General features: G+C 43.7%; 3 protein-coding genes. All 3 read left to right on the top strand.

The genetic code is table 11. The annotated features are described in order from the left end of the window. A partial coding sequence (locus VIP81_RS13270; RefSeq protein ID WP_331961204.1) for a sigma-70 family RNA polymerase sigma factor occupies nt 1-317 on the top strand: 317 nt, incomplete at its 5' end. 111 nt (nt 318-428) lie between these two features. Further along, nucleotides 429-1,367: a hypothetical protein gene (locus tag VIP81_RS13265; protein WP_331961201.1), complete on the top strand. Its 939-nt coding sequence runs from the start codon at nt 429-431 to the stop codon at nt 1,365-1,367. 180 nt (nt 1,368-1,547) lie between these two features. Further along, on the top strand, nt 1,548-1,909 hold a 362-nt coding region (locus tag VIP81_RS13260; RefSeq protein WP_331961198.1), incomplete at its 3' end, for an EthD family reductase.

Below are 1,909 nucleotides of genomic sequence, written 5' to 3'. Positions count from 1 at the left end.
AGGAAATGTGTTATCTCGATGATCAGAAAGGTGATGAGTTGATATTACAGCAAATGATCCGAACAGAGTTATTACAATCTGTTTATCATGAAATAGAAAAGTTGCCGGAGAAAAGACAACAGGTATTTCGCATGATCTTTTTTGAAGGCTTAAAAAATGATGAAATAGCGGAGCGTTTAGGCATCTCCGTATTTACTGTGAAAGAGCATAAAGCAAAAGCACTGGCGCAGCTACGGCTCCGGTTCTCAGATCAGCAGCTGTTGTTATTCATCTCCCTGATGGCGCTTAACAGCAGTGCCTGGCTCATGAAAGCATAGTCTTTCATCGTCAAAAAATATATTTTATCTATCCTGTTTTTTATAATTTTATGAGATGAATAACTTCATAGAAGGATCAACTATTCGTTCAACTAAAAACCCGACTGGAACATGGCGGATCTCATCTCCCAAAAAATAAGTGACAAGGCAGGCATCCCGCATTTAGTACAGTTGCTCAGTGAGCAGCTTAGCAGCGCGGAACTGTCCTCTCTGCTACTGGAAGTATATCATCAAAAATCGATGCATACTTCTGCCCCTGCCCTGCTGCAACAATACCGCCACAACATCTATGTAAAACCAGCAGATACGGATATGATTGTACTGCTGGAAAAAGAATTGCAGCTGCTTCGCTACTTAAAAGAGCAGGGTTACGACCCGCTGGAACTATCGCCGGTAGCGCCATTCGGCAGCTGCTCTGTACCGGGTACTGTTAACCAGAAAAAAATACTCTCCGCTATCCGCCACACGGAAGTACTCGCAGATGCGACTAACGCATTGGCCCTTCACATTGCACACGAGCACCTTACAAACCCCGCAACGCCTGCCTCCGGTCGTATTCGTTACTGCACAGTGCACCGGCATATCAGGGCCATGCAGTTACCTCCCGGCAAAGGCTATACGCCGCATTTTAAAATAGCCTGCATGGTGGCTGCAGGAAAGGATACCGGCGATTACGCATTTGAACGCGTGACCTTTCGCGAACAGCTGCAACATATCCACCACCTGTTAACCAGCCTGTTTGAAATAGAAGATATTTATTTCAAAATACAGCCCCGTGCCGGATACAAAGACGGTCAGGCTTTGATAGCCGCCGCAACAGCTGATTTTCCTTTTAAAATGGTCAGGGATCCTGCCCCCGCTGAAAATAATTACTACAAAGGTTTGCAATTTAAAGCGATCATTACAGTAGCCGGAAATGAAATAGAAATAGCCGATGGCGGGCTGGTAGACTGGACACACCAATTTACCGGTAACAAAAAAGAACGTTGTTTTATTGCGGGTATTGGTCTGAGTTTACTCGTAAAATTATGTCCGCCTAAAATGGCGTGAACTAGCCTTCGGTAATCCATAAAGAGGGCTCATATCTGACAAGGCGCAAAATACCTGTTTCCGGGTATTTCACCGGTTGAAGATTTTAGTTATATTGTAAGAATAGTACGCCTGTAATGGATTCATCTTCCAAAAATCTGTACCAGTTACCTTCCATTCAACTATCAAAAAACACGTAAAATGAAAACAAAAATTATTTTACTCCTCGTCATTTTCGGACTTTCTTTCCATTGCCTGCAAGCCCAATCGACAGACGGTTTCAAAGCAAAAAAGGGAATGATCAAAGTAACGATCCTGTACCCCAATGGAGAGGGAAAAATATTTGACATGGACTACTATACGAAGCATCATATGCCCATGATTGCGACCATGTTCGGTACTTTACTAAAATCTATAGCTATCGACAAAGGGATCGCGAGCGGGATGCCGAATACCCCACTCCCGTTTCTGGCCATTGGCTATTTGTATTTCGACAAGCTATCTGATTACGAGGAGAGGTTGAAACCGAACCTGGAAGAAATCAGGAATGATTTCCCCAAGTA

The organism is Chitinophaga sp. (assembly GCF_036566945.1).
Taxonomy (GTDB): domain Bacteria; phylum Bacteroidota; class Bacteroidia; order Chitinophagales; family Chitinophagaceae; genus Chitinophaga.
The sequence above is the reverse complement of the archived record's forward strand: the minus strand, read 5'-3'. Positions and strand labels throughout refer to the sequence as shown.

What these genes read in the sequence shown, in the direction of transcription:
- VIP81_RS13265 (WP_331961201.1), top strand. Translation starts at nt 429, where the DNA reads ATGGCGGATCTCATCTCCCAAAAAATAAGTGACAAGGCAGGCATCCCG.